Origin of the sequence: Stenotrophomonas sp. WZN-1 (genome assembly GCF_002192255.1) — a bacterium.
In the GTDB taxonomy this organism is placed as follows: Bacteria; Pseudomonadota; Gammaproteobacteria; order Xanthomonadales; family Xanthomonadaceae; genus Stenotrophomonas.
Window position 1 is genome coordinate 4,133,283 of sequence record NZ_CP021768.1, and the last position, 25,899, is coordinate 4,159,181.

At 65.3% G+C, this 25,899-nt stretch carries 28 protein-coding genes; 16 read left to right on the forward strand and 12 right to left on the reverse strand.

Features of this window, described 5'->3' with window-relative positions; all coding sequences use genetic code 11:
- The first annotated feature begins 45 nt into the window (after window positions 1-45).
- A complete protein-coding gene (locus tag CCR98_RS19320) occupies window positions 46-2,151 on the forward strand; it encodes a phosphoglycerol transferase I (RefSeq protein ID WP_087923858.1) in 2,106 nt (701 codons plus the stop codon).
- Window positions 2,152-2,656: 505 nt separating this feature from the next.
- Here CCR98_RS19320 and CCR98_RS19325 read toward each other — a convergent pair.
- Both CCR98_RS19325 and CCR98_RS19330 read right to left on the reverse strand, forming a co-directional pair.
- Window positions 2,657-5,086, reverse strand: a complete 2,430-nt coding sequence (locus CCR98_RS19325; RefSeq protein ID WP_087923859.1) for a DUF3772 domain-containing protein — start codon at window positions 5,084-5,086, stop codon at window positions 2,657-2,659.
- Between the two features lie 87 nt (window positions 5,087-5,173).
- Window positions 5,174-5,422 carry a hypothetical protein gene (locus tag CCR98_RS19330; protein WP_087923860.1) on the reverse strand — a complete coding sequence of 83 codons (249 nt, stop codon included), beginning with the start codon at window positions 5,420-5,422 and terminating at the stop codon, window positions 5,174-5,176.
- A 181-nt stretch (window positions 5,423-5,603) separates the two neighbouring features.
- Here CCR98_RS19330 and CCR98_RS19335 point away from each other — a divergent pair, with 181 nt between their 5' ends.
- The 3 genes from CCR98_RS19335 (at window position 5,604) to CCR98_RS19345 (ending at window position 7,925) form a co-directional block, all read left to right on the forward strand.
- Entirely contained in the window at window positions 5,604-6,098 is a 495-nt protein-coding gene (locus CCR98_RS19335; protein ID WP_087923861.1) for a lipocalin family protein, read from the forward strand.
- A gap of 12 nt (window positions 6,099-6,110) precedes the next feature.
- Entirely contained in the window at window positions 6,111-7,319 is a 1,209-nt protein-coding gene (locus tag CCR98_RS19340) for an FAD-dependent oxidoreductase (protein WP_087923862.1), read from the forward strand.
- A gap of 126 nt (window positions 7,320-7,445) precedes the next feature.
- On the forward strand, window positions 7,446-7,925 hold the full coding sequence (locus tag CCR98_RS19345) for a hypothetical protein (protein ID WP_087923863.1): 480 nt from the start codon (window positions 7,446-7,448) through the stop codon (window positions 7,923-7,925).
- 198 nt (window positions 7,926-8,123) lie between these two features.
- On the opposite strand, the gene CCR98_RS19350 is transcribed toward CCR98_RS19345, so the two are convergent.
- Window positions 8,124-8,558: a PepSY domain-containing protein gene (locus tag CCR98_RS19350; RefSeq protein WP_087923864.1), complete on the reverse strand. Its 435-nt coding sequence runs from the start codon at window positions 8,556-8,558 to the stop codon at window positions 8,124-8,126.
- Between the two features lie 151 nt (window positions 8,559-8,709).
- Between CCR98_RS19350 and CCR98_RS19355 the strand changes: the two genes are divergently transcribed.
- The 3 genes from CCR98_RS19355 to CCR98_RS19365 are packed head-to-tail and all read left to right on the forward strand — an operon-like array spanning window position 8,710 to window position 10,975.
- Window positions 8,710-9,000 (forward strand): PepSY domain-containing protein, encoded by a 291-nt coding sequence (locus CCR98_RS19355; RefSeq protein WP_065198236.1) that lies wholly within the window; start codon window positions 8,710-8,712, stop codon window positions 8,998-9,000.
- Window positions 9,000-9,659, forward strand: a complete 660-nt coding sequence (locus tag CCR98_RS19360; protein ID WP_087923865.1) for a response regulator transcription factor — start codon at window positions 9,000-9,002, stop codon at window positions 9,657-9,659. The genes CCR98_RS19355 and CCR98_RS19360 overlap by 1 nt, the downstream gene beginning before the upstream one ends.
- On the forward strand, window positions 9,656-10,975 hold the full coding sequence (locus CCR98_RS19365; protein ID WP_087923866.1) for a sensor histidine kinase: 1,320 nt from the start codon (window positions 9,656-9,658) through the stop codon (window positions 10,973-10,975). The genes CCR98_RS19360 and CCR98_RS19365 overlap by 4 nt, the downstream gene beginning before the upstream one ends.
- An 88-nt stretch (window positions 10,976-11,063) precedes the next feature.
- Here the strand turns inward: CCR98_RS19365 and CCR98_RS19370 are convergent, their stop codons facing one another.
- Together CCR98_RS19370 and speA are read right to left on the reverse strand one after the other, a co-directional pair.
- Window positions 11,064-11,384: a DUF6122 family protein gene (locus CCR98_RS19370; RefSeq protein ID WP_049417052.1), complete on the reverse strand. Its 321-nt coding sequence runs from the start codon at window positions 11,382-11,384 to the stop codon at window positions 11,064-11,066.
- A gap of 43 nt (window positions 11,385-11,427) precedes the next feature.
- On the reverse strand, window positions 11,428-13,317 hold the full coding sequence (speA, locus tag CCR98_RS19375) for an arginine decarboxylase (protein ID WP_012512349.1): 1,890 nt from the start codon (window positions 13,315-13,317) through the stop codon (window positions 11,428-11,430).
- A gap of 191 nt (window positions 13,318-13,508) precedes the next feature.
- Here speA and speE point away from each other — a divergent pair, with 191 nt between their 5' ends.
- Window positions 13,509-14,363, forward strand: a complete 855-nt coding sequence (gene speE / locus CCR98_RS19380; RefSeq protein WP_049400802.1) for a polyamine aminopropyltransferase — start codon at window positions 13,509-13,511, stop codon at window positions 14,361-14,363.
- A 204-nt stretch (window positions 14,364-14,567) separates the two neighbouring features.
- Here speE and CCR98_RS19385 read toward each other — a convergent pair whose 3' ends face one another.
- Entirely contained in the window at window positions 14,568-15,473 is a 906-nt protein-coding gene (locus CCR98_RS19385; protein ID WP_024957655.1) for an aspartyl/asparaginyl beta-hydroxylase domain-containing protein, read from the reverse strand.
- A 436-nt stretch (window positions 15,474-15,909) separates the two neighbouring features.
- Between CCR98_RS19385 and CCR98_RS19390 the strand changes: the two genes are divergently transcribed.
- Together CCR98_RS19390 and CCR98_RS19395 are read left to right on the forward strand one after the other, a co-directional pair.
- Window positions 15,910-16,569, forward strand: coding sequence for an RIO1 family regulatory kinase/ATPase (locus CCR98_RS19390; RefSeq protein ID WP_087923867.1), 660 nt, complete (start codon window positions 15,910-15,912; stop codon window positions 16,567-16,569).
- A 118-nt stretch (window positions 16,570-16,687) separates the two neighbouring features.
- Window positions 16,688-17,335 carry a hypothetical protein gene (locus tag CCR98_RS19395; protein WP_232463050.1) on the forward strand — a complete coding sequence of 216 codons (648 nt, stop codon included), beginning with the start codon at window positions 16,688-16,690 and terminating at the stop codon, window positions 17,333-17,335.
- 184 nt (window positions 17,336-17,519) lie between these two features.
- On the opposite strand, the gene CCR98_RS19400 is transcribed toward CCR98_RS19395, so the two are convergent.
- Entirely contained in the window at window positions 17,520-17,858 is a 339-nt protein-coding gene (locus CCR98_RS19400) for a P-II family nitrogen regulator (RefSeq protein ID WP_005411374.1), read from the reverse strand.
- Between the two features lie 155 nt (window positions 17,859-18,013).
- Between CCR98_RS19400 and CCR98_RS19405 the strand changes: the two genes are divergently transcribed.
- Window positions 18,014-18,265: an accessory factor UbiK family protein gene (locus CCR98_RS19405; RefSeq protein ID WP_005411375.1), complete on the forward strand. Its 252-nt coding sequence runs from the start codon at window positions 18,014-18,016 to the stop codon at window positions 18,263-18,265.
- Window positions 18,266-18,389: 124 nt separating this feature from the next.
- Window positions 18,390-18,824 (forward strand): NAD(+)--rifampin ADP-ribosyltransferase, encoded by a 435-nt coding sequence (gene arr / locus CCR98_RS19410; RefSeq protein ID WP_087923868.1) that lies wholly within the window; start codon window positions 18,390-18,392, stop codon window positions 18,822-18,824.
- A 38-nt stretch (window positions 18,825-18,862) separates the two neighbouring features.
- Here the strand turns inward: arr and CCR98_RS19415 are convergent, their stop codons facing one another.
- Together CCR98_RS19415 and CCR98_RS19420 are read right to left on the reverse strand one after the other, a co-directional pair.
- Window positions 18,863-19,384 (reverse strand): hypothetical protein, encoded by a 522-nt coding sequence (locus tag CCR98_RS19415; RefSeq protein WP_087923869.1) that lies wholly within the window; start codon window positions 19,382-19,384, stop codon window positions 18,863-18,865.
- 255 nt (window positions 19,385-19,639) lie between these two features.
- A complete protein-coding gene (locus CCR98_RS19420; protein ID WP_087923870.1) occupies window positions 19,640-20,605 on the reverse strand; it encodes a helix-turn-helix domain-containing protein in 966 nt (321 codons plus the stop codon).
- A gap of 99 nt (window positions 20,606-20,704) precedes the next feature.
- Between CCR98_RS19420 and CCR98_RS19425 the strand changes: the two genes are divergently transcribed.
- A complete protein-coding gene (locus CCR98_RS19425) occupies window positions 20,705-21,574 on the forward strand; it encodes an MBL fold metallo-hydrolase (RefSeq protein ID WP_087923871.1) in 870 nt (289 codons plus the stop codon).
- A 10-nt stretch (window positions 21,575-21,584) separates the two neighbouring features.
- Window positions 21,585-22,070, forward strand: coding sequence for an isochorismatase family protein (locus tag CCR98_RS19430; RefSeq protein WP_087923872.1), 486 nt, complete (start codon window positions 21,585-21,587; stop codon window positions 22,068-22,070).
- A gap of 209 nt (window positions 22,071-22,279) precedes the next feature.
- Here the strand turns inward: CCR98_RS19430 and CCR98_RS19435 are convergent, their stop codons facing one another.
- A complete protein-coding gene (locus CCR98_RS19435; protein WP_087923873.1) occupies window positions 22,280-22,645 on the reverse strand; it encodes a hypothetical protein in 366 nt (121 codons plus the stop codon).
- 55 nt (window positions 22,646-22,700) lie between these two features.
- Window positions 22,701-23,303, reverse strand: coding sequence for a DUF998 domain-containing protein (locus CCR98_RS19440; RefSeq protein ID WP_087923874.1), 603 nt, complete (start codon window positions 23,301-23,303; stop codon window positions 22,701-22,703).
- 644 nt (window positions 23,304-23,947) lie between these two features.
- Here CCR98_RS19440 and CCR98_RS19445 point away from each other — a divergent pair.
- Together CCR98_RS19445 and CCR98_RS19450 are read left to right on the forward strand one after the other, a co-directional pair.
- Window positions 23,948-24,304, forward strand: a complete 357-nt coding sequence (locus tag CCR98_RS19445; protein ID WP_087923875.1) for a hypothetical protein — start codon at window positions 23,948-23,950, stop codon at window positions 24,302-24,304.
- A 46-nt stretch (window positions 24,305-24,350) separates the two neighbouring features.
- Window positions 24,351-24,830 carry a cold-shock protein gene (locus CCR98_RS19450; protein WP_087923876.1) on the forward strand — a complete coding sequence of 160 codons (480 nt, stop codon included), beginning with the start codon at window positions 24,351-24,353 and terminating at the stop codon, window positions 24,828-24,830.
- A 190-nt stretch (window positions 24,831-25,020) separates the two neighbouring features.
- Here CCR98_RS19450 and CCR98_RS19455 read toward each other — a convergent pair whose 3' ends face one another.
- On the reverse strand, window positions 25,021-25,761 hold the full coding sequence (locus tag CCR98_RS19455; protein WP_087923877.1) for a hypothetical protein: 741 nt from the start codon (window positions 25,759-25,761) through the stop codon (window positions 25,021-25,023).
- Between the last annotated feature and the right edge of the window lie 138 nt (window positions 25,762-25,899).

The following is a 25,899-nucleotide window of genomic DNA, read 5'->3' on the forward strand; positions in this document are numbered from 1 at the left end:
GGTACGACGTCCATCACCACCACCCCGTCACTGCCGAAGCTGCCTATGCTCTGGATACTGCTGCTGTCGTTGTTGCTGTTGTGCTGGTTGTTCCTCGCGTCCGACAAGTGGGTGTGGTGGAAGGCCGGTGCGTTCTCGCTGCTGCTGCTGATGCTCAGCGCGTGGTGGCTGATCGACAAGTTGTCCGGTGATGGGCTCAATGCCGCCACCCTGTACCACCTGGGCGCCGACATGGAAGGCGCCGGTGTCTCCGATTTCAAGGGCTATATCGCCGGCTTCATCGTGCTGGCGCTGGTCTCGCTGCTGCCGCTGTTCGCCACGCGGGTGAAGCGCTGGCGCCGGCCCAGCCACGGTGGCGCGTTGTTCGCCGGCTTCGCGGCCGTGTGGGTGGCCACGATCATGATCAGCCCGCTGGCCCGCGACGGCCAGCGCCTGTACCAGCAACTGCGTCCGGTCGACTTCGCCCGCATCGCCCCCGAGTACCAGGTGCCGACGCAGCCGCTGCAGCGTCCGCGCAACATCGTCTGGATCTACGGCGAAAGCCTGGAACGCACTTACCTGGACGACAACGTGTTCCCGGGCCTGATGCCCAACCTCAATCGCCTCGCCAGCCAGTCGCTGGACGTGCGCGGGCTGGCCTCGGCCGAAGGCAGCGGCTGGACCATCGCCGGCCTGGTGTCGTCGATGTGTGGCGTGCCGCTGACCACTTCGCAGGGCGATGAGAACAGCATGGACCGCATGGGCAGCTTCCTGCCCAAGGCGGTGTGCCTGGGCGATTACCTGAAGCAGCAGGGCTACACCAACCATTACCTGGGTGGTGCCAACGGCCAGTTCGCCGGCAAGGGCCAGTTCCTGGCCAGCCACGGCTTCGACGAAGTGCATGACCTGGCGTGGTTCAAGCAGCAGAACAAGATCGGCCGCATCCACTACTCGGCCTGGGGCGTGCACGACGACGTGCTGCTGGACACCGCCTACCAGCGCTTCGAACAGCTCTCGCGTGCGGGCTCACCGTTCATGCTGACCACGCTGACCATGGACACCCACCACCCGGCCGGCCACCTGCCGGTGTCGTGCAAGGGCGAGCGCTACCAGAGCGAGTACGGCAACATCAACATGCTCAATGCGCTCAAGTGCAGCGACCGGCTGATCTCGCAGCTGGTGCAGCGCATCCAGGCCAGCCCGTACGCCAAGGACACGCTGATCGTGATCGCCTCCGACCACCTGGCGATGCCCAACGATCTGACCCACATCCTGACCCGGCAGAAGCGCGAGAACCTGCTGCTGTTCCTGGGCGATGGCATTGCCCCCCAGCAGCTCAGCGCCGACGCCGGTACCACCCTGGATTCGGGTGCGACCCTGCTCAGCCTGCTGGACCCGAACCTGAAGACGATGGGCTTTGGCCGTTCGCTGATCGATACCCAGCGCGCGCCCAGCGCCAGCGTGGCCACCCAGCGCGATGGTGGCCGCGATTACCCGCAGTACCTGGCCTTCGCCCGTTCACTGTGGCTGGGCGAACCGACACGCGAACTGAAGATCGATGGCGATGACCAGGTGGTGGTCGGCCTGCAGCACGTGCAGCCACCGGTCTTGCTGGAGTACGACAAGGACTGGGGGTTGAAGTCGGTGTACCTGGAGAACACCTCGCGCCAGTTCGATGATGCCAATCCGGACAACACCCTGGCCTACGTCGACCGCTGCACCGCATTCGAGGATGGCTCGGCCGACGGCGACTGGTGCGCCCTGCTCGTCAACCGCGACAACGGCATCAAGCTGTACCGTGACAACGACCTGCGCGGCGGCATCGCGGTGGATGCACCGCTGGACGCATTCCAGGGCCCGCGCCCGAGCGTGCGCCAAGCGCACATGATCACCCAGAAGGGCCGCCGCACCCGTGCCGGCCAGTACATGCTGCAGCTGGTGGCGAGCACGCGCCCGGATCGTGGGTTCTGGATCGAGGCGGTGTCCTCGCAGCGCAAGGTGGTGCTGGCCCAGCAGTGGGTGCAGCCCGATGCCAACGGCAAGATCAACGTGTCGTTCGGGCTGGACCACGAAGTGGATGATCTGGAGATCCGCGCGTGGTTGAACCACGCCGAGAAGCTGGCGGTGGATACGTTCGCACTGGTGCCCTCGCGCAGCCGACCACGGGGGTAGGGTTCTTTGCAGGGCTGCGCCCTGCACCTGCCGAAGCAACAGCCAAAGCACAAGCAACGGCAACGGCAACGGCGTGCATTCCGTGGTTTGGCGGGACGGTGTCGGAGTGCGGGGTGTCAGCCGCATCCATGCGGCTGACACCCCGCACTCCGACACCGCCCCGCCTCTGACAGATTTCGTGTGCTGTTGGTGGGTGTCGACCTTGGTCGAAACAATCTGTCAGATATCGAAAATCAAAATGGGGTCAGATCCGTTTTCCTCCGGAAAACGGATCTGACCCCGAGAGCAATTCCGACAGACCGCAGCAAACTGTCGAAGGCGGGGTGGGTCCGGTTGCGGGAGTGTCCGCGGCATGGATGCCGCGGCCAAGCCCCCAGGGATGGGTTTACGGCGTCTCCCGCAACCGGACCCACCCCGCCATCCCACGGAATGCCCGCTGTTGCTGTCGCTGTTGCCTTTGCCCCGGCTCGTAGCGGGTGCAGGGCGCAGCCCTGCAAAGAAACCCCTACTCCTGCGGATCGCGGGTGATGTGGATGTCGGTCGGGGTCGACAGCTGGATGCTCCGCTCGGCCAGGATCTGCAGCAGGCTGAAGTACAGATCGCTGCGGGTTCCGTACACCTGCCGCGGGCTGGCCACGTACGCGAAGCTGTTGATGGTGATCTGGCCACCGGCGATGCTGTCGATGTAGACCGTCGGTGCCGGCTGCTGCAGCACGTTGGTGTGCGCGGTGTACGCATCCAGCAGCGCCTGGCGCAGGCTGCCGACATCGGTGCTGGGCGGCACCGCGAACTGGATCTGGATGCGGCCCTGGTTGTTGCCCATCGTCATGTTGCGCACGGTCTTGGTGACCAGCTCGGAGTTGGGCACGATCAGGGTGGACTTGTCGCCCACCTGGATCTCGGTCGAGCGCAGGCTGATGCGGCGGATGTCGCCTTCCTGGTCACCCAGCTTCACCCAGTCGCCGATCTTCACAGGACGCTCGGCCAGCAGGATCAGGCCGGAGACGAAGTTCTGCGTGATCACCTGCAGGCCGAAGCCGATACCCACCGACAGCGCGCTGACCAGCAACGCCAGCTTGCTCAGCTGCAGGCCCATCGCCGACAGCGCCCAGATCACCGCGATGATGATGCCCACATAGCGGGCAACCGTACTCACCGAGTTGCGTGCGCCCAGGTCCAGCTCGGTCTTGGGCAGGTAGGTGTCGGTCAGCCAGCGCTGCACCAGCTGGGTGATCGCCAGGCCGGCCAGCAGCACCAGCACCGCCAGCACGATCCGCACCGGTTCCAGCTTCGTTCCACCGACATCGAATCCTGAGGTGAACAGCGAAGAGAAGCGCTCCACCACCGCACCGATGTTGCCAAACGGCGCCACCAGCGCCAGCAGTGCGAGCAGCACGACAATCGTGCGCAATGCCGCCGACAGCAGCACGCCTGCCTGCTCCAGCCGCGACACGCTCAGGCCGGTGCTGAGCAGGATGGTCTGGCCGACCTTGCTTTCGGCGTTGAGCATCCACGTGCTCAGGTCATCGACGAACTTGAACAACAACGTCGCGGCCAACACCACGATGCTGCCGCCGATCAACTGCTGGTTCACGAACTTGGCGAAATTCAGATAGCCCAGCAACGTGGCAACGATGGCCGCCACCACCGCGATGTTGCCCGCCACGCGTGCCAGTACCAGCCAGCTGCTGCGGCGCACTGGCGTACTCACGCCAAGGCCATCGGCCTGTGCTTCCAGCTTGGCCTCGGCCTCGGCGGTCTGCCGCCGATGCAGGCGCGCCAGGGTCACCAGCATGGCCATGATCAGGCCGAGGTAGGTCAGCGCAATCAGGCCATCCAGCGCCACCGTGGTGACATCGCTGGTGCGCGTGGCCTGGTCGAGGGCCACCAGCACCGTGCTCAGCCAGGCCAGCGCCGCCGCGCCCCACGCGTACTTGCGCAGCTTCAGCGCGGCGGTGTCGTCCAGGTTCAGCAGCCGCCACGACGGGCGCTTGGGCACCAGCAGGCAGGCGCTGAGCGCTGCAATGAAGGCTGCACGGAACGTGGCGGTCTCCAGCCCGTCGGCCACCACCTGCAGGCGCGGCGCGATCGCATCGATGGCATCCAGCGCCGCCATCAGCACCACCACCGCATAACCGGGCAGCAGCGTACCCACCAGCAGCAGCCACATGGCCAGGCCAGACCGGCGCAGTCGACCGTCAGGCGCGCGCTCGGACGCGGCGAACCTGCGTCCCAGCGCGCGCAGCCACAGCCGCAGCGGGAACATCATCACCAACGCGGCCAGCAGGCCCAGCAACGGTGTGCCCCAGCCATTGGCCCGGACACCAGCGACCAGCGCGTCGCGCCCCTGCTGGGCCAACGGCGCAACGCGCGCGATATCGATCGGCAGGCGCTCGGCCACCTTGCTCCACAGCGCAGGCGACAGCGGCGAGGCGACCTTCTGGCCCAGTTCTTCCGTGCGTTGTGCGGTGCGCTGCTGCTCGATGTCGGTCGCCAGCTGCTGCGCACGCACGGCGCTGGCCTTGGCCTGCGCCACCGAAGCGGCCAGGCCGTCGCGCTGTTTGGTGAGGGCGCGCCGTTGCGTTGCCAGTTCCGGCGGTTCGGTCGTGCCTTCTGCCGGCGTCCCCAGCTGCGCCAGCTGTTCGTTGAGGCGATCCAGCTGTGGCTGCAGCGCCTTTTCCAGCGCCTCGGCATCGCGCCGTGCCTGCGAGGCATTCTCGGACAGCATCGCCAGCGTCTCGATGGCTTCCGCATCGCCACGCTTGCGCTCCACATCCTTCAGGCTGGAATCGATATCCGCCAGCTGCTGCTTGGGCGTAGGGTCCTCGTCCTGCGCCAGCACCGGCGCGGACAGCAGGAAGGCAGTGCACAGCAGCAGGACCCACCAAGGCCCCCGTGCACGGATCGATCGCAGGAAAGAAGACACGCCAGCCACACCGGTTCGCGCGGACCACCGCGCCTGCGCGCGACTATACGGCAGAGCCGGTCAAGGCCGGATGGGCGACCCCACCAGCGTCGCGCATCAGTACTTCAGGCGCAGCTCTTCCACCATCGGCTGCTGCAGCGCGTACCAGTCCTGGAACTCTTCCTCGGTGATCTCATCGGGCGCATACACCGCCACCGGGTGCCAGTCGTGGTCGGTCGGCAGCGGCTGCCGCGGGCCGGCGCGCAGGCTGTAACTCACGCCCTCGTAGTCGACCAGGTCGTCGACCTGCGGCCACTGTTCGCGCGCGAACGCGGATTCACTCTTCAACAGGATCACCTGGTACATCGGCACCTCCACCTCGGTTGGATCAGGAAAACACGGCGCTGGCGGCAGGATACCGCCATGCCGGTGACAACGGGCGCTCCGCAGGGGCGACGGAACGTTCTGGACACGGCCATCGCCCCGGCTTCACCCGCCCATGGCAAGGCCATCGGCATCGTGGAGGCCCCCCCTGCCACGACCGCCGATGACCGACCATCCGCCGCTGAAGACCGTCGCCGACCTCAAGCTGCCCCGCTACCTGGGCACCTGGTACGAGATCGCGCGCCTGCCCATGCGCCACGAGCCAGAGGGCTGCACCGACGTGTCGGCGCACTACACCCTGCTCGACAACGGCAACGTCGGCGTCACCAACCGCTGCCGCATGGACGGCGAGATCGAGGAAGCCAGCGGCGAGGCTTGTGCCGTCGACAACGACAGCGCGCGCCTGGAAGTGAGCTTCCTGCCCAAGGGCCTGCGCTGGCTGCCGTTCGCCAAGGGCGACTACTGGGTGATCCAGATCGCCCCGGACTACAGCGTCTCGCTGGTCGGCAGCCCGGATCGCAAGTACATGTGGCTGCTGGCGCGCGAGCCGCGCCTGGACGCGACCGTGCAGGACCATTATCTGGCCGCAGCCCGCCTGCAGGGCTTCGATCTGTCCGAACTGATCCAGACCCCGCATACCGGCCACCCGACCGCCTGAGCAGCACACTTCATGGACCTGAAAAGTGGCTACCCGTGGTGGGCCATACGCAACGGACTGATCCAGGCGTTCCCGCCGCTGGAAAAGGACCTGCGCTGCGACGTGCTGGTGGTCGGTGGCGGCATCACCGGTGCGCTGATCGCCGACGAGCTGTCCCGGCACGGCCACGACGTTGCAGTGATCGAACAGCGCGACATCGGCTGGGGCAGCACCGCTGCCAGCACCGCGCTGCTGCAGTACGAGATCGATACCCATCTGCTGGAACTGACCGAGCGCTACGGGCAGGACGCCGCTGCACTGGCGTACCGGGCCTGTGCGGAGGCAATCCCGGCACTGGCCGAGGTGGCGCGCGGGGTGAAGGACGTGGATTTCCAGCGCATGGACAGCCTGTACCTGGCCAGCCGCCATCGCGACGTGCCGCGCCTGATGGCCGAAGGTGACGCACGGCGCGGCATCGGCCTGGATGCCCGCTGGCTGGGCCCGGAGGCACTGCGGGAGCGCTTCGACGTGGACGCCGGCGGTGCCCTGCTCACGCGCCAGGCGGCGCGGGTCGATCCCTATCGCCTGACCTATGCGCTGCTGCAACGCGTGCGCCGGCGCGGCGGCAATGTGCATGACCGTACGGTGCTGCACACGCTCACGCGCAGCGCGCGCGGTGTAACCGCAGACACCGAAGGTGGTGCCACGGTCCACGCCCGCCACGTCGTGCTGGCGATGGGCTACGCCAACCAGGCATGGCTGCAGCAGCGCGTCGCACGCAACCGCAGCAGCTACGCTTTCATCACCGATCCCATCGATGCGGACGTGCTCGGCCGCCTGCGCAACACGATGGTGTGGGAAAGCGCACGCCCCTACCTGTACCTGCGTGCGACCGGCGACCGCCGCCTGCTGGTGGGTGGGCTGGACGACGCCATCGATATCCCGGCCCGCCGCGACCGGCGCGTACAGCGCAAGGCCGACAAGCTGATGAAACAGCTGCTGCACTGGTTCCCACGGCTGGACCCGGTGCCGGCCTTCTCCTGGGCCGGGACCTTCGCCGAAACTGCCGACGGCCTGCCGTTCTTCGGCCCCCACGCGCAGTGGGGCCCACGGGTGCATTTCGCCATGGCCTACGGCGGCAACGGCATCACCTATTCGATGATCGGCGCCCAGGTGCTGCGGGCCCGGATCGAGCGGCGCAAGCATGCGCTGGAGGGGCTGTTCGGGTTCGGCCGGTTGTAGCGCGCGGCCCGGAATGGCCCGGCTCTACCCCAATCCGGCACCGACAGGCATCATTCAAGCAACCCCTGCTAGCGTCGGCCTGTACCGCCGCGTGTTGCGCGGCCACCTGTCCGCTGGAGCGCCGTCATGATCCGCCCCCTGACCCTGCTGCTGTGCCTGGCCCTGCCGGGAACCGTGCTGGCCCAGTCCGCCGCTGGCGCCACCGCGCCGCAGGCCGCTGGCCTGGACCTGACGCTGCCGCAGGCGCCGATGCGCTACCTCAACGACCCGGCCCTGCAGCAGGACCCGCCCGGCACCTATTACGGTGACAAGAGTGGCCCGCGCGTGCATGACGACGCCAGGATCGCCGACGTGACCGACGACAAGGTCAAGGTGTCAGGCAGCTTCACCACCGGCATCGGCTATTCGAAGAACGGTGGCAACAGCCACTACAACGCGGCCACGCTGAACCTGAGCAAGAACTACACCACCGATGAAGGCAAGACCCACGGGGTCAACCTCAACATCCACGTGAGTGAAGGCAAGGGCCCGGGCTTCTTCGGCCCGTATGGCGGCTACTACGGCCGCGGCCCGGGCTGGGATTACCCGCCGCCCTACGGCTGGTAAGCCCCACGCCGGGCCTGGGCCGACCAAGGTCGGCCGCTACCGCTGCATGTGCGGGTGGGTGTCGACCTGGCATGTGCGGGTGGGTGTTGACCTGGCATGTGCGGGTGGGTGTCGACCTCGCATGTGCGGGTGGGTGTCGACCTTGGTCGACACGCTTCTCCATATGCCGACCAAGGTCGGCACCTACCGGCACGCGAATCAATCCAGCCAGCCATCGCGCTCGCTGTGCAGGATGCGGCCGTCATAACCGCTCAGGCGCACTTCCACCTTCTGGTTGCGGGCATTGCGCGCTTCCAGCGACCAGGTCGCACCATCGCGTTCCAGCGAATGGATCTCACGCAGGCCATGCGCCTGCGCCCGGGCCAGCACCTGCTCGGTGGTCAACAGTGCGCGCTTGCTGTGCTCATCGAAGATCTCGCCGGTCTTCGGGTCCACGTAGACCTCACTGAAGCGACCGTTGGCGCGGCTCACGTCGGCTTCCCACAGGCCGTCATCGCGTTCGATCTCGTGGATCTGGGTGTAACCGGCCTTGCGCAGGGTCTGTTCGACCTGGGCCATGCCCAGCGGTGCGGCCTGTGCGGCGGGAGCAATCACAAGGGCGACGACGGTGGCGAGGGTGAGCGACTTCAACATGGGGGTTCTCCTGTTCGTGTTCGTGGCCGGACCATTCCGGCAACGCCACGATGCACCCCATGGTTAACAACTCCTTAGCCGGCACTGTTAGCCAGCTGTTAGTCACCACCTGCACACTCACGCCTGTTCCTACAGCCCTCCCCACGCCCCGATGCTCTCCACCCTGCCCCTGCTGCTGGCCCTGGCCAACGCCCCGATCGCCGCCGCGCCCGTCCAGGACCCGGCGCAGCAGGTCGCGCGCCGCGCTGTGCAGCAGGGCCGCTACGTGCCGCTGGAAAGCGTGGTGCGCGATGCACTCAAGCGCTACCCGGGCCAGCTGCTGGAAGTGGAACTGGACGACGGCGTCTACGAAGTGGAAATCCTGCGCGGCGACGGCGTAGTGGTGGAGCTGGACTATGATGCGCGCAGCGGAAAGCTGCTGAAGACGGAGCTCGACGACTGATGCGCATCCTGTTGGCCGAAGACGATGCCGCACTGGCACAGCGCCTGGTTCCCCTGCTGGAACAGGCGGGTTACGTAGTGCACGTGGTTGCCGACGGTCGCCAGGCCGAGGAGATCGGCCAGATCGAAGACCTGCAGGCGGCTATCGTCGATCTGGGCCTGCCCGGGCTGGACGGATTGAGCGTGATCGAGCGCTGGCGCGGCAATGGCCGCAGCTTTCCGGTGCTGGTGCTGACCGCACGCGGGCGCTGGCACGACAAGCTGGCCGGCTTCGATGCCGGTGCCGACGATTACCTCACCAAACCCTTCCAGGCCGACGAACTGGTGCTGCGCCTGCGGGCCCTGATCCGCCGCAGCCATGGCCACGCCAGCCCGCGCCTGCACTGCGGCCCGCTGCAGCTGGACGTCAACGCCGGCCGCTTCGAGCTGGATGGGCAGGCGCTGCCGCTTAGCCCGCAGGAGTTCCGCCTGCTCAGCTACTTCATCCATCACAGCGGCCAGGTGATCGGTCGCGATCGCTTGGGCGAACAGGTGTTCGAGGGCGGCCACGACCCGGACTCCAATGCACTGGACGTGCTGCTCGGACGCGTGCGCCGCAAGCTCGGCATCGACCTGATCCAGACCGTGCGCGGCCAGGGCTGGCGGCTGGCCGCGCCATGAACCGGCAACCCTCACTGCGGCGGCGCCTGCTGCTGGCGGGCGGCGTCGGCCTGCTGCTGGTCTCGCTGCTGGCCAGTGCGCTGCTGGGCGAACTGTTCAAGCGCAGCGCGCGCGACCGCCTCGACCACGAACTGCAGCAGGACATGCTGACCCTGCTGGCGCAGGCCGAAGTAGACCCGGAGGGGCAGCTGCGGCTGCGCCAGGAACCGAATGACGCGCGCTTCCAGCGCGTGTTCTCCGGGGCCTATTGGCAGATCGCCGGCGCCGATGGCCGCGTGCTGCTGCAGTCGCGCTCGCTGTGGGATGAAACCCTGCCGGCGCCGGCTGCCGGGCCGGCTACGCGCAATCTGCCCGGACCGCTGCAGCAATCCCTGCGTGCACGCGTGCAGCAGGTTCGGCTGCCACGCGCCAGCGAACCGTTCGTGGCGGTGGTCGCCACCGACCGCAGCGCGCTGGATGCGGATGTTGCCGCGTTCCGTAAGCGCACCGCCATCGCCCTGGGCGTACTGGTTGCGGCGTGGCTGGCGGTGCTGGCCAGCCAGGTGCACTTCGGCCTGCGTCCATTGCATCGCCTCGGTGCACAGCTGGAACGGGTGCGGCGCGGCGACGCGCAGCGCATCGATACACAGGGGCTGGGTGCGGAGGTCGCACCGCTGGGCGAGGAGCTCAACGCGCTGCTGGAGCATCAGCAACGCATGGTCGCGCGCGCTCGCACCAGTGCACAGGATCTGGCGCATGCGCTGAAAACCCCGCTGAGCGTGCTGGCCACTGAGGCCGACGGCGACGGCGCGGACTGGCGCGTCACCGTACGCGAGCAGAGTGCGCGCATGCAGGCCAGTGTCGACCGTTACCTGGCCGCAGGGCTGGCCGCCGACCATCGCCAGCGCACCAACGTGTTGGCAGTCGCACAGTCGATGTGCCGGCTGATGGAACGCGTGCATGGCGAACGTGGCATTGCGTTCACGGCCGCGGATATCGATCCGGCGTTGCAGTTCGCCGGTGCCAGTGCGGATCTGGAAGAGATGCTGGGCAACCTGCTGGACAACGCCGGGCGCTGGGCGCAACAGCAGGCCACTGTCGAAGCGGAAACCAGCGAAGGGCAGTTGCGCATCGAAGTGCGCGACGACGGCCCCGGGCTGGCCGCCGACGCGCTGGAGCGGGTCACCCAGCGTGGTGTGCGGCTGGATGAGCGCGAGGGCAGCAGTGGGCTGGGGCTGGCGATCATAGGTGATATCGCCGCCAGTTATGGTGGACGCGTGGCGCTGGAGAATGCGCAGCCGGGCCTGCGCGCAACGTTGTGGTTGCCGGTGGCGTAAAGCGCCGCTGCGCTCGCCGGGCATGGCCCGGCGCTACCGGTTCACGCGCCCCCGGTAGGTGTCGGCCTTGGTCGACACGCACCCAGCATCACCGGTGATGCATCCACCAGCAGTCAATCGCGTCCAGCACGATGTGGATGATCAAACCGATGCCTACCAACCGCGTCTTCTTCGGCACGCACAGCCCGGCATAGACCGCGATGGCCGGTGCGGTGTGCAGCGGGTGGAACCCGATGCTGCAGCGGTTCGGTGCATAGATCGGATCGGCCAGCAGGTGGTCCAGGTCGATGATCCACCCCAGCAGCATCAGCAGCCAGGCCGAGGCGAAGCGCTTGCGCCAGAACAGCCATGCCAGCAGCGCTGGCACGGCGGCATGCAGGAACAGGTGGAAGATCGCGCGCGCGCTCATCGGGGCCGGTAGCGCCGGGCCATGCCCGGCGTTCCCGTTGACCTCAGACCAGCGGTTCGTCGGACAGGTAGGTGTAACCGGTCAGGCCGGCCTCCAGCGCCTCCGACAACTCCTGCGCGCGTTCCGGCGACAGTTGCGCCTCGGCCACGCGCTGCGCATAGGTGGCGCGCAGCTCGTCCAGGCGGTAACCCACGTAATCCAGCATCACGTCGGTGGTGTCGCCGCGGCGCTGCTGGGTGATGGCATAACCATCGGCATCGGCCAGCACTTCCACCGCGTCGGTATCGCCGAACAGGTTGTGGATGTCGCCCAGGATTTCCTGGTAGGCGCCGACCATGAAGAAGCCGATGCGGTAGCTCTCGCCCGGCTTCATCTTGTGCAGCGGCAGCGAGCTGTCCAGGCTCTCGTTCTCGACATAGGTTTCCACCATGCCGTCCGAGTCGCAGGTCATGTCGGCGATGATGCCGCGACGGTCCGGGGTTTCGTCCAGGCGCTCGATCGGCACGATCGGGAACACCTGGTCTATCGCCCACACGTCCGGGATCGATTCGAACACGCTGAAGTTGACGAAGTACTTGTCGACCAGGCGCTCGTTCAGTTCGTCCAGCACCGGGCGATGGCTCTTCTCGTCGTAGCTCAGGCGCGCACGCACGCCGTGGGCGATGGCGTAGAACAGATCGTCGATGCGCGCACGCTGCGGCAGGTCGATCTGGCCCAGCGCGTAGCTGGCCAGGCCTTCGGCGTGGAAATGCTGTGCTTCCTGGAACAGCTCCACCGCCGGGCGCACGTCCAGCTCGTCGTGGATCTCGCGCAGGTGGCGGATCGCCGCCGGCTCGTCGTCGTGCTGGTCCGGCACGCGGCCTTCCTGCGCCTCCTCCACTTCCGAGACATTGGCGATCAGCACCGCGTGGTGCGCGGTCATCGCGCGGCCGCACTCGGTGACGATGCGCGGCGGGGTCAGGCCGAACTCTTCGCAGGCATTGGCCAGCGGCTGCACGATGTTGCTGGCATAGGAATGCAGGCCGTAGTTGATCGAGCAGAAGCTGCGCGAACGGGTGCCTTCGTAATCCACGCCCAGGCCACCGCCCACATCGACGTGGGTGATCTTCGCGCCCAGGCGCGACAGCTCCACGAAGTAGCGGGTCGCTTCGCGCATGCCATTGGCGATGTCGCGTACGTTGGAGATCTGCGAGCCCATGTGGAAGTGCAGCAGGTTCAGGCAGTCGGCGTACTCGGTGTCACGCAGCGACTTCCACAGGTCCAGCAGCTGGCGCGGCGACAGGCCGAACTTGGCCTTGTCGCCACCGCTGTTCTGCCACTTGCCGGCGCCCAGCGAGGCCAGGCGCATGCGCACGCCCAGGCCCGGCTTCACGTCCAGCGCCTTGGACTCTTCCAGCACCAGCTTCAGCTCGGACGGCTTCTCGATGACGATGAAGGTCTGCAGGCCCAGCTTGCGGCCGATCAGGGCCAGGCGGATGTACTCGCGGTCCTTGTAGCCGTTGCAGACGATCAGGCCACCGGGGCGCGACAGCGCCAGCACGGCCATCAGCTCGGGCTTGCTGCCCGCTTCCAGGCCGAAGCCCTCGCCGTGGTGGCTGGCCAGGGTGCCGGCCACGCCGCGGGTCTGGTTGACCTTGATCGGGTACACGGCGGTGTAGCCGCCGCTGTACTCCCAGTCCTGCTGGGCCTGGCCGAAGGCCGCCTGCAGCTTGCCCAGGCGCTGGCCGAGGATGTCCGGGAAGCGCACCAGCAGCGGCAGCTTGGCGCCGGCCGCACGGGCCGCGTCCACCACCTTGGGCAGCGATACCACCGGGCCGTCCGCCCCGGTCGGTCTCACCACCATGTGCCCGGCCTGATCCACGTCGAAGTAACCGTCCGCCCAATGCGGGATCGAGTAGGTCTTGCGGGCTTGGTCGAGGGACCAATCGGTCATTTCAGTCGGCCTTGTTGGCAATAAAAGGGGGGGCATGATAACGCCTATATGCCCACAGGTTCGTTATCATGCGCGCCCGCGCCCGTGACAGGTTCCAACCTGAACGGGCCGATCCGTCCGGATGTGGCATCTGTGCCACGCGGCCCCGCCCGCCAGCCCGGCTCCACCCCTCCGAACAGGACTGTTTTCCAATGACTGACAGCAACAACTGGTACATCGAACACTTCGAGCGCACCGGCTCGGCCATCGGCTACCGCATCACCGGCAAGCTGGACGAGGTGCAGTCGCCGTTCCAGAAGATCGAGATCTTCCAGACCACCGACTGGGGCAACCTGATGACCATCGATGGGGCCATCATGCTGACCAGCAAGGACAACTTCTTCTACCACGAGATGATCAGCCACCCGGTGCTGTTCACCCACGCCGCGCCCAAGCGCGTGGTGATCATCGGTGGCGGCGACTGCGGCACCCTGCGCGAAGTGCTCAAGCACACCGGCGTGGAGAGCGTGACCCAGTGCGATATCGACGAGCAGGTCACCGTGATGGCGCGCAAGCACTTCCCGGAACTGTGCGACTCCAACGACGACGCCCGCGCCGAGCTGCTGTTCGACGACGGCGTGGCCTACATGGCCAACTGCCCGGCGGGCAGCGTGGACGTGGTGATCGTCGATTCGACCGACCCGGTCGGCCCGGGCGAAGGCCTGTTCAACAAGGCCTTCTACGAGAGCTGCTTCAAGGCCCTGAAGGACGACGGCATCCTGGTGCAGCAGTCCGAATCGCCGCTGATGCAGCTGGACCTGATCAACGAGATGCGCACCGAGATGGGCAAGGCCGGCTTCGGCTCGTTCAAGACCCTGCCGTTCCCGCAGCCGTGCTACCCCACCGGCTGGTGGAGCGTGACCATGGCGCGCAAGGGCGACAGCAGCTTCGACTTCCGCCAGGCCGACTCGGCCGCCAAGACCTTCAACACCCTGTACTACACCGCCGCGCTGCACACCGGCGTGCTGGTGACCCCGCCGTTCGTGCAGGCGGCGCTGAAGGGCTGATCGGAAAGCGTGCCAACCAAGGTTGGCACCCACCCAAAAGAAAACCCGCGCTGGCGACAGCGCGGGTTTTTGCATTCTGTAGAGCCGAGCCCATGCTCGGCTGCTCTTCGGACAGGTTGCGGCAAACCCAGCCGAGCACAGGCTCGGCTCTACAACTTCCCCGCGGATTCCGGTAGCGCCGGGCCATGCCCGGCGGCGGTTCGCTCAAAGCGCCCAGATACCCGCAATCACCGCCACCACCAGGCCCCACTTGATCAGCTGGTAGGCAACCACGCTGCGCTCGCGCAGTGCCTTGGCCTTCAGGCGCACCTTGTAGACGCTGCCGAAGGCCTTGTTGACGCCACCGGTCGGGTCACCCGGCAGGTTCGGCGAGGCACCACCGGCCAGCAGCGTGGCCGCCACTGCACGATTGAACAGCCCCGGCAGGCCGAAGCGCAGCGGGCGGGCGATGTCGCAGAACAGGATCACGCGATCATCCGGCGTCTCGTTGTGCGCGTGGTGGATGTAGGTCTCGTCGAACATCATCCACTCACCATCGCGCCAGCTCTTCTTGATGCCGTCCACTTCGATGTAGCACCCGTCGTTGTTGGGCGTGGCCAGGCCCAGGTGCAGGCGCAGCGAACCGGCGAACGGGTCGCGGTGCGGGCGCAGTTCGCTGCCCGACGGCAGCTGCGCGAACATCGCCGCGCGCACGTCCGGCAGCGACTCCAGCAGCGCGGTGGTCTTGGGGCACATCGCCTTCGCCGACGGGTGCGACGGGCCATACCACTTCAGGTAGAAGCGCTTCCAGCCACGACGGAAGAACGAATTGAAGCCGGCATCGTTGAACGTGCTGGAGGCGGCGATCTTCTGCGCATCGCGCAGCGCCAGCGCCTCGTCGCGGATCATCTGCCAGTTCTGGCGCAGCGGCTCCAGCTGCGGGAACTCCTTGGCTGGGTCCAGGAACGGCGTGGTCGGCACCTTCGAGAACATGTACATGACCACGTTGATCGGGGCCATGAAACTGGAGTGGTCCAGCAGCTGGCGCGACCAGCGCGCGCGGACCTTGCCACGGAAGTGGATGTACAGCACGCAGGCCACGAACAGCGCTGCAATGACGATTTTGATGATCAAAGCACTTTCCTCCAGCCGCGGCCGGAACGGGAAACGGGGCGATGCACGGCCAGGCGGCCAGCACCGGTTGGGAACGCGGCAGGGGACGGGGACGTGCCGGAGGGGGGCGGCCGCCGATGTCGCGGGTTAACAGCTTATGGTCGGCAGGCCGTGCGCCGGGGTCAAGCCGGACGTGCGTCGCGTTCAGCGCGGCGCCGATGAATGGGCCGGGAGCGCGCCCAACCCCTTGATTCAACAAGGCAAGCCTTATAAGTGAGACAGAATTGTCCGATTCTGCGTGACGAACTGTTCCAGCCACGACCCCGACATTTCTCCGACAAATCGTGGAATAGCGAACTGGCGAGTACTAAAATTAACGAAAACTTAGTAACTCCCTGTAACACCGGTTCGCTTGACGCTTTGCGCCACCCACCGGGTCGTCCGAGACCCCGACATGTATCTTCCTGCCCTGCCCCCCTCCTCCTGCGGCAATGACGCCGCCTCCCCGCTGCTGCTCAAGCGCGGCGAGCGTTTCCTGGCCCCCGACGTCTACCGCACCTGCCTGGACGGGCGCGAGGCGGTCATCAAGGACTATTCCCGCTATCGCGGCACTCCCGTTTCGCTGATCGCGCGGCTGATGGTGCGCCGTGAAGCACGCATTCTGCAGCGCCTGGGCGGCTGGAAGCATGCTCCCGCGCTGCTCGGCACCCTGGGCGGCCTGGCACTGGGCATGGAATTCATTCCCGGCCAGACGCTCAGCAGCGCACAGGCCGTCGGCAATGAGGTGTTCGAGCAGCTACAGCACGCGCTCAGCCGCCTGCATGCCGCCGGCATCACCCACAACGACCTGCATGGCACCAACGTGGTGGTCAGTGGCGGCGTGCCGGTACTGCTGGACTTCACCTCCGCCTGGCGCGCCCCGCGCTGGCTACGCCGCAACCCACTGAGCCGGCAGATGCGCCGCAGCGACATGAAGAACCTGCTGAAGATCCGCCAGCGCGTGACCGGCCAGGCGCCGAGTGCCGCGCAGGCCGCACTGGTGGCCGACCCGGGCTGGGTCGCCGCCGTGCGGCAGGGCTGGAAGCGGTTCTATAAGTGGGCGAAGCGTCGTTAAGCGCTGTTCGCCCCTGCATTGCTTGCGCGACTGCCGTTTGCCCCTGCATTTGCCCGGGGTCACACGCCCGATTTGCTCTGCGATACTCGTCGGCACGCCACTCGCAAGGACGCTGGGGATGCCGACACCTGAACACACCCGCCTGCTGACTGCAGCCGCAAGATCCATACTGCGCCCCTTGGGCTGCGTGCAAAAGGGCCGTTCGCGCACCTGGCTTGACGACCAGGGCTGGTGGGTCGGAGTGGTCGAGTTCCAGCCTTCGGCATGGGACAGGGGCAGCTACCTCAATGTCGGCGCCTGCTGGCTCTGGGAAGAAAAGGACTACCTGTCCTTCGACGTGGGCGGCCGCGTTGCCGGATTCGAACGCTTCACCGAAACCGCCGAGTTTGCCTCGGCCGCACAGGCACTGGCTGAGCAGGCAGCCGCCGAGGTACTGGCCCTGCGTGACCGTTTCCCCACCCCGGGGCATGTGCGTGCATTGATGAGCCGCCACCCCAAACCGGGCATCCGCGAACACATCCATGCGGGCATCACTGCCGGGCTGGCGGGCGCTTACGACGAGGGTCGCAGGCACTTGGCACTGGCCGCTACGGAGACCCACCCAGCGCCATGGGTCGATGTGCTGAAGCAACGCTGTGCCGAACTCATGCCGCTGCTGCAACGTGATGGCGGCTTCGAGGCAGAGATCGCCGCCACCGTGACGCGCACCCGCCGCGCGCTCGGTCTACCGGAGTGGCGGTCGTCCCCCCTCATTCCGCCGGGTTGATCACACTGGGAGGGCACTTCGTCGAACACGGGTGTTCGCGCCGCCCGATTCCGGTCGTAGAGTCGAGCTTGCTCGACCGCTTTGCCGCTCATTGTAGAGCCGAGCCCACGCTCGGCTGCTGTTCCTGCATCGCGCGAAATGCAGCCGAGCATCGGCTCGGCTCTACAACATCCCGCCAAACGGGTTACAGCGCGTCCGCGTCCAGCTCACCGGTACGAATACGCACCACGCTGCCCAGGTCGTACACGAACACCTTGCCGTCACCAATCTTCCCGGTGCCGGCGGCCTTCACGATCGCCTCAACCACGGCCTCAACCTGGTCATCGGTCACCGCCACTTCCAGCTTCACCTTCGGCAGGAAATCGACCACATACTCGGCGCCACGGTACAGCTCGGTATGGCCCTTCTGGCGACCAAAGCCCTTCACTTCCGTCACCGTGATCCCAGTGACCCCACGCTCGGCCAGCGCTTCGCGCACGTCGTCGAGCTTGAACGGCTTGATCACCGCCATGACCATCTTCATCGTCTATCTCCTGTCTTCCGGCGTGGAGGATAGCGCCTGAACGCGGCCCGTGCGAAGCCGCTGCGACCTGTCCGGGCGATGGGTGCCAGCAGTATCCTTGTGCCCGAATGGCCTGCCCGCGCCGGATGCACGGGCCCACCCCCACGGAGCACCCCATGATCGACCTGAACCAAATCGATGACCTCGCCCGTCGCCTCAGCGACCTGGTGCCGCCGGGCCTGCGCGAATCGCGCGAGGAACTGCAGGCCACCTTCAAGAGCGCGCTGCAGGCCGGCCTGGCCAAGCTCGACCTGGTCACCCGCGAGGAGTTCGAAGTGCAGCGCGCCGTGCTGCTGAAAACCCGCGAGAAGCTGGATGCGCTGGAAACCGCCGTGCGCGAACTTGAAGGGCGCGGCGCCGCAGAATAGAAAAGGAGGCGCACCGCGCCTCCCACTACAGAGTATTTCCCGAATGGGGCCTTGCAGCAAGGCCCACCGGGCGCCCTAGACTCGCCGGCCTGTCGATCCGGCAGGACACGCAGGGGCAGTGCCGATGGCGCAGGACACCGAATGGACACCCGTTTCGCATGACACCTGCCACCAGGTTGCCGGGCCGTTCTACCACGGCACCCGCGCTGATCTGGCGGTGGGCGAGTTGCTGAGTGCGGGCTTCCGCTCCAACTATCGCCACAGCGTGGTGATGAACCACATCTACTTCACCACGATTGCCAAGGGCGCCGGGCTGGCTGCGGAGATGGCCAAAGGTGAGGGGCGGCCGCGCGTGTATGTGGTGGAGCCGACCGGGCCGTTTGAAGACGACCCGAACGTGACCAACAAGAAGTTTCCCGGGAACCCGACGCGGTCGTATCGGAGTGCGCAGCCGTTGCGTGTGGTTGGGGAGATTGTGGAGTGGGAGCTGTATGACGCGGAATTCGTTCGGCAGTTGAGGGCGTTTGTTGCTTCGGGGAGTGGGGAGATCATCAACTGATACTGATAAGGAGGAAGATCAGCGCTTCCCCGCGGCCGTTACTTGCAGGGCGTGCTACCCGGTAGCTCGCCCTTCAGCCGTCGCATCGTGGAGTCGAGCGCTCCAAGGAATGACGCGTCGTCGTCCGTCACAAGCCCGCGCGCGCGCACCAGCATCACCTCAGCCCGGCGGCAATTCTCGCTTCCCCCCAAGGAAATGAGATGGGAAGCGAGGCGCTGCATCGCCGCAGGATCTCCTCTCGAAACCCCCTCCTCCATCCATTGCCTGTAGAGGGCTGCATCGCCCATCTCGCGGTAGTGATTTTCCGCCAACGCCTGAGCGTGCCCATCGCCAGAGCGGGCCTTGGCTTCCATCTGTGCTGCGGATTCGGGGCCGTAGCTTTCGCTTCTGCTCCCAGCGATCACATCGCTGGCGGTGCCACCGGGATTGGTGCAAGCCAGAAGGCATAGCGCCATGCTCGTGAACAAGACCAGTCTCACACAAGCGTTCATCCTGCATCGCCACATGGTTGGGCCGCTCCCCTGATACAGCGCGATGCTAGAGCGGCCGAGTTCAGCCATCAAGCCGGCGCATGGCCGGACCAACGCATGGGATCAGGGGCCCCGCCAGATCCACGTTCAAGGCACACGGCCAAGTCCGCTACGGGTTGCTGGCTGGCCACTGATCAACAGGAAATGCCCTGCGCGAGCCAATGTCCGCTTCCGGCCAGAAGCGGACGTCCGGGAAGCGTGCGCCCGTGCCTGGAAGAGCTCGATCTGGCGTAGCTCCGTCTACTGTCAACTGAGACGAATCCAGTGCTCCTTCATCTGAGCGCGTCACTGCCCGAAAGTCTTTCTCCAATCCGAGGGACTCACGTGCATTGCCCGCTTGAAACTCTGACGAAATGAAACCGCGCTCTGAAATCCGGCCTTCTCCGCCACCACATCGATCGCCAGCGCTGAACTCTCAAGCAGCTCCTTCGCACGGCGAAGTCGTTCCGCCTGAACCCAGTCACCAACGGTCATGCCGGTGACCTTTGCAAACCTGCGAGTGAAGGTTCTCCGGCTCATCGCCACTTTTGACGCCAGACTGTCGATGGAATGATCGTCACCGAGGTTGCGCCGGACCTCGTCCATCAGACTACTGAGGGCGGCATCCCGCGAGTTGTCTGGGACGGGTTGATCAATGTACTGGGCCTGCCCACCCTCCCGGTGCGGCGGCAGCACCATCACCCGCGCCACGCGATTGGCCTCTTTCGATCCATAGAGCTTTCGCACCAGGTAGATGCAGCAGTCCAGTCCTGCGCCGGTGCCGGCCGAAGTGACGAGCCTGTCCTCGTCTACATAGAGTGCGTCCACGTCCAGCTTTACGTTTGGGAATCTACCCTGGAAGTCAGATTCACCTGCCCAGTGGGTCGCGGCGCGCTTTCCATCCAGAAGGCCTGAATAGGCCAGTGCGTAGGTGCCATAGCAGAGGCCAACGACGTATGCGCCGCGCTCATGGGCGGCGCGCAGTCCATGCTGAAGCGCCTCGGCGGGCGCCTGCCCCAGCTCCGGCCAACCTGCGATCACAACGACGTCGGCCTCGTCGAGGAGCTCCAGTCCGCCGTCCCCCCTGATCATCAAGCAGTGCGAAGTCGGCCCGCCGCTGCCCTCAACGGCGACCCGCACCCGGAACTCTGTTCGCCCCTCAAAACACATGCCGAAGATCGCCAGCGGGACCGACAGGTGAAACGCGCTGACGCCCGGCTGTGCCAGCAGGACGACCTCGGTCGTACGAACAGAGTCTGAGTGGATGGTCATTGTGGCCCGATCCCATCGCTATTTGACATATGGGCCAGTATCTCACGGAAGGCGCCACGCCCACACTTTCCCCATCACATAAGCCTTCAAGGAACTTCAATGAGCAAGCCACTTCCCGTCGCACTGGGCCTGATGCTGGCCATGGGTGCCCCACTCCACGCATTCGGTGCCGAGGCCAGCCCCAAGGTCTCGATCCAGCAGATCCGCAATGCCACCATCAAGGTGACGTATGGCGGCCAGGTCTTCCTGGTCGATCCGATGCTTGCACGCAAGGGAACCTACCCGGGTTTTGCCGGCACTTACCGCAGCCACCTGCGCAACCCGCTCGTGGAGCTTCCGGAATCCGTTGAGTCCGTGCTGGCCGGTGTCGACGCAGTGCTGGTCAGCCACACCCACCTCGACCACTGGGATGATGCTGCCCAGAAGGAAATCCCCAAGTCGCTGCCCATGTTCGTCCAGGACGAAGCGGATGCGGCCCTGCTGCGCAAGCAGGGCTTCAAGGATGTTCGAATTCTTGGCGCCAACACCGCATTCAACGGCGTCAGGATCAGCAAGGCCGGCGCCCGTCACGGCTCGGAGGAGATGTACGCCATTCCCGACGTGGCCAAGCGGCTCGGTGCAACCATGGGCTTTGTTTTCCAGCAGGCGGGTTTGAAGACGGTGTATGTTGCCGGCGATACCGTCTGGGAAGCCGAGGTCCGCAGCACGCTGGAGGCCTTCAAGCCTGACGTGGTGGTTCTCAACACGGGCGATGCGCGGCTCGATGGATTTAATACCGGCATCATCATGGGCAAGGAAGATACGTTGCGCGTTCACCAGATGTCTCCCAACGCCAAGATCGTGGCGGTGCACATGGATGCGGTCAATCACATGAGCGTCAGCCGCTATGACCTGCAGGACTACGTCATCGAAAATGGCATCGAGAGCAGTGTCGTCATTCCGCAGGATGGCGAAGTCATCGACTTCTAAAGGAGGATGTATGAAAGCGCTTGTTGTGATTGATATCCAGAATGACTACTTTGCTGGCGGCCGCTTCCCGCTGGAAGGCGCAGAGGAAGCACTCCAGAACGCGCTGGTACTGATCCAGACCGCGCACGACAACAACGATCTGGTCGTGGTAGTACAGCATCAGGCACCCGCTGGCGCGCCCTTCTTCGAGACCGGCAGCGTCGGCGCCGATCTGCATCCGTCCATTCAATCGGCGATGCGGAACTCCCCTTTGGTGGTCAAGCATGAGGCGGATAGCTTTCTGCGAACCAACCTCGCCGAGCTGCTCCGGCAGTACAAGGTGGACACCATCGATCTGGTCGGCATGATGACCCAGCATTGCGTCACTCACACAGCCCTTTCACCGGAGGCAGTGGGCTACCCGGTGACGATCCACGCTGACGCGTGCGCCGCCCCAACCCGTGCACTGAGTGCGTTGGCCCTGAGCGGGCTGAAGGCCCGCCACTCGGTCGTCTGATAGGCATCAAGCGCCCTGGCACGTCACCGTCCAGGGCGCGTGCAGAGGAGACAAGCACCTAGGGCTTCACGGAGTGGCATCGAATGGATTCACCACTCTGGAGAACGAACTTCCCATGTCCGCTTCCGGCCAGAAGCGGACGCTCGCAATATCTTCACCAGGCCCAATCACGAAGCGGTCTTGCCCTCAAATAATTTTCGTGCCGGTCCCTACTTGAACATCTCCAGCAAATCCTTGTCTTCATGCCGCTGCTCCCACGTGGAGAGAAAGCAGAAGCTCACACCACCTTGCATGGCAGCCTTCTGGAACCCCGCCAGTTCCTCCTTTGTAACCGGGTACTCAACCGGATCAAAGTGCAGAATCCCCCACGGCTTGACGAAAGAGAACCCAGGCATGAGTTCCGAGAAGATCGCCTTGAGCTGGGGCCGGAGAATGGAGAAGTCCTTGATCGGACCCGCGCGATTGCCAAGCGCGTGACACTGGCGACGAATGGTTCTGTCTCCACCGACCAAGCGCGCAATGAAATGGTCCTGGTGTACTTGGACGTAGATCAGCTGGCGGCGAAAAATCCTCATCCCTTTCTCAACTCCACGCCCTCAGTCGTCGCCCATGTGTCTGCATATCCTTCCATCAATGCGCTGGCTGCGTCCATAGCGCGCTTGAACCGCGGCGCACCAGATATAGCGCAACCAGGAATGGCCACAGCGAGTTGATCGACGAGAACAGCCGCTGGGTCAGCCCTCTGAAGCCGTCCGGGTCCGCGCCCACCACGTTCAACCAGAGATAGACGATGCCCGCGATGCTCACCAAAGCGGTCACGGCGTACGCCCTTCGGTTGGAAGACCACGCGCTCAATTCGATGTGCGACATCGCCGGTGCAATGATGTTTGCGATACCGATGGTGTAGAAACCGTGCATCGGATGGCCCATGGGCCAGAGCCCTTTGGTCAGCATCGAGATGCCAAAGACCAACCAGCAGATTGCACCTACGGCAATCCGGCGGCCGGACTCCCGCCATACCCCGATGGAGAACGTCACGAAGCCGACACCGGAGCCGATGGCGGCGATCCTGCCGCAGATGCTTGCGAGCGTCGGCGCCTGCAGCAGCTCGCTGGCGTGCTGTGCAAGCGGGTTGTAGCCCGGCGCGAACACGGCGGCAACGCTGGTCCAGAACAGGAACCATGGAAGCGGGACCAGACCCGCGCAGAGAAGCAGTCGGCTGCGGCGTGACACGTACGGTGGTCCTTGTTTGGCCTGCGCCAGTGGGTGGAATCCAGACGAACGCTGCAGAACCTTCCTACTGCGGGCAGGACGATCGTGAGTGACTACAGCAGTAGTCAGATTGCGCGCGGCACTCGGTAGGTTCAATAGGCAGGAAGTCATTTAAACCATCCAGCCGGTGTCGCAGCGGTTCGGTTGCATGAGCGATCACACATGCCCGATGGGCGAGTGCTGTCGCATTTGCCGCACCTCACATCTCTGACGGAAGGTTCTGACGACTCCGTTCCAGAAGTGCCGTTCCGCCTAGCAGGCCAAGGCTCTCGCCGCTTCCGGCGCTATGCGACAATGCCAAAAGCGTCTCGGGTTTTGGCGGCATTGACCCCTACCCGTTGGCATTCCGCACAACAGCAGGTAATCGTTACTGCGCCACCGTGCATCGGTGGCCGGGACTCGAAAACCCGTTGTTGTGATGAAGTTTGCGCTTGCCAGCCGGCATCACCTTGCGTGGTGCCGGCTGGCAATCCGTCTGCCGGCTATGGCGGGCGGGGCGTGGGGGCCTCGTGCCCACCGGCGATCATCACACACCGGTTTTCGAGCCACGCTCTGCCCGCCACCTTTATCGGTGGCGGCGTCCGCCTGCATGCACGGAGCCCGCCATGACCACGCCACACTCCCCGCCCCCGCGCCCCATCCAGGAAGCGCCCTCGGCCGCTCCGGCCCTGGCCCCCAACAGCCTCATCGCCATCCTGCACGCCATCGGCGCGGGCGCTGCGGCCGACGGCCAGCCCTGGCCCGAGCGGCACCATCTACGCAGCCGGCAGATGGCGTTGTCCGACGCTGACTGCGCACTTACCGGCCAGCGCATCGTGCAGGAGATCCTGCTGGCGGCCGAGCGCACGCGCCAGAACGGCGAACCAGAGCAGTACGTGGGCGACCGGGTGATGGAGGGGCTGGTGATGGCCGATCTGGCGCTGACCGCCTTCATCCACGAGCGGATGCGACCCAAGGACTGAGCGCGCTTATGGCGATGGGTTTTCTGCCTGTGTGCGGGGGTGACGAATGAAGATGCACGGCCTGGCCGCTGCGGTGGTGTGCATCGCGGTGATTGGCGCGATGTGGGTGGAGTGGCCCGAGCCAGCGGGCGATCAGGTGTGGGCCTACCAGAAGCTACGACCGGCCGATTACCGCCAGCTGCACGGTGATGCGCTCGGCTTCGTTACCGCGAAGGCATACGAGGGCTTTGAACTGCACGCGCGCCATGCCGGGGCAACGTCCTTCGAGATCCGGTGCAAGGGCGTTGTGGTGATGGACGTAGAGAACGCGCCCTCGCGCGTGCTGATCCGGATGCCTGCCGATGCACGGTGGCGGGCACCGGATATTGAGCGCCTGCGCAGCAACTTCGAGCGCTGGCTGGATCTGCACCAGAGCCAGGGGCGGTTGCTGGTGGAAAGCGCGGGGCCTTCGTGGGTTGAGGCGCGGTTTGGGCGCTTCAATGGGTTGGTGCCTGATGAGCAGCGGTGTCTGCTTGGGGGCGAGTAAGACACGCTAGGCAAGCAGACTGTTGCGGATTGCGAATCTGGACACTGCCATCAGTCACTGGCCAGAACTCCCTTAGCCACTTTGCCAGCAATCCGAGGTAGATACCCACAGGGCGCCTGTGCATGATGCTGAACTTGGATTCCCTCGCCTCCGTAACCTTGCTCACCGCGCCGCTGGCATGGGCTGCGGTCTAACCCTCACTTGACTCGGATGCCTGACTCTTCGAAAGCTCATGTCCTGTAGCCGCAGCTGAAGTCCGCAGGGCACGCTCAAAAGCCTCTAGAAGGCCGCCAAAGTTTGTGGGCACCAAGACGACGGGCTTACCCGAGCTCGGAGTAAAGCCCAACAGTGCGTTGACTTCTACGCCGGGGTCCACGTTGTGATCGTGCGCGGCAAGCACCGCCGCCAGATACTTCCGCATGCCCTCGCCGGTTACACCTGTTCCGTGCGAGAAAAGGTCTTCGGATCTGTGCGGGAAAGGAGTCGAATCGGCTTCGGTGAGATACTCGTACGCCCGGACAAAGCCCAGTGAGCCCCTGACAAAGGGCATCCTGTGGGGCGGATAACCGTCTACTCGAGCATCGTCAGTGGCCACCACGTACTGTTGGATTGTAATGTCGTCACCTTGTAACCAGCACGCAAAGTGGGCATAGGCAGACAGCTCGGCGAGATCATGATTGGCCCATAGTGCATCCATCAGATTTTTTCGAGCCGGCTTCTTATGGGCCTCCTCGAAGAACCCGCGCCTTTCACGCTTGAACTCCATCAGAAACCATCGACCTTCCTCTCCCTGACCGATCAAATCACCGATGAGGTGGTCAAGGAAAGATTGTGCTGTTGCGAGCAACCGTGCGCCGACCCGACCAACCTCAGCGTCTTTGTAGCCCCAGGCATACAGGAACAGCCCAAGTGCGTTGTTCTCGTGAAGCATCTGGTCATGCCCTCCTTGGTCGCGGCTTTGTCACGACTCTAGCAAGGAGGCGATGAAAATGCGCGTCGCAATGCTGCCGCCGGCGCGAACCCGCCATCGCTTATCACCGGGATACCCTCAGTTAAGCAGGCCGCACTG